Raw genomic sequence first — 306 nt, 5'->3', positions numbered from 1 at the left:
CCGGTTATTAATACTTCTGGCATCATCTTCAGCTTCCTGGTCAATAAAAATGCCTCGATAATTTCTATCCCCCTTTATCTCGGCATAACCGCTGTTATTTTTGATCACACCATCATCCTCAGCAAACTGATCGAACGCAATCCCACTTTCATTTTTATTACCCTTGATAGAGGCATAGGCATGGTTGTTTTTCGCTTTACCTCCAGAAGTAGCACTCTGGTCAATATCAATGGCATCATTCGTATTGCTATTTCCCCTGATACGGGCATATGCGTAGTTATTCTCACTTCTTCCTCCAAAGCTAGC

The 306-nt window shown here is 41.8% G+C and carries 1 protein-coding gene; it reads right to left on the bottom strand.

What is annotated here, in order from left to right:
- A partial coding sequence (locus E1171_RS23060; RefSeq protein ID WP_187696084.1) for a hypothetical protein occupies positions 1–306 on the bottom strand: 306 nt, incomplete at both ends.

The organism is Xanthovirga aplysinae (genome assembly GCF_009711365.1).
GTDB lineage: Bacteria > Bacteroidota > Bacteroidia > Cytophagales > Cyclobacteriaceae > Xanthovirga > Xanthovirga aplysinae.
The sequence above is the reverse complement of the archived record's forward strand: the minus strand, read 5'-3'. Positions and strand labels throughout refer to the sequence as shown.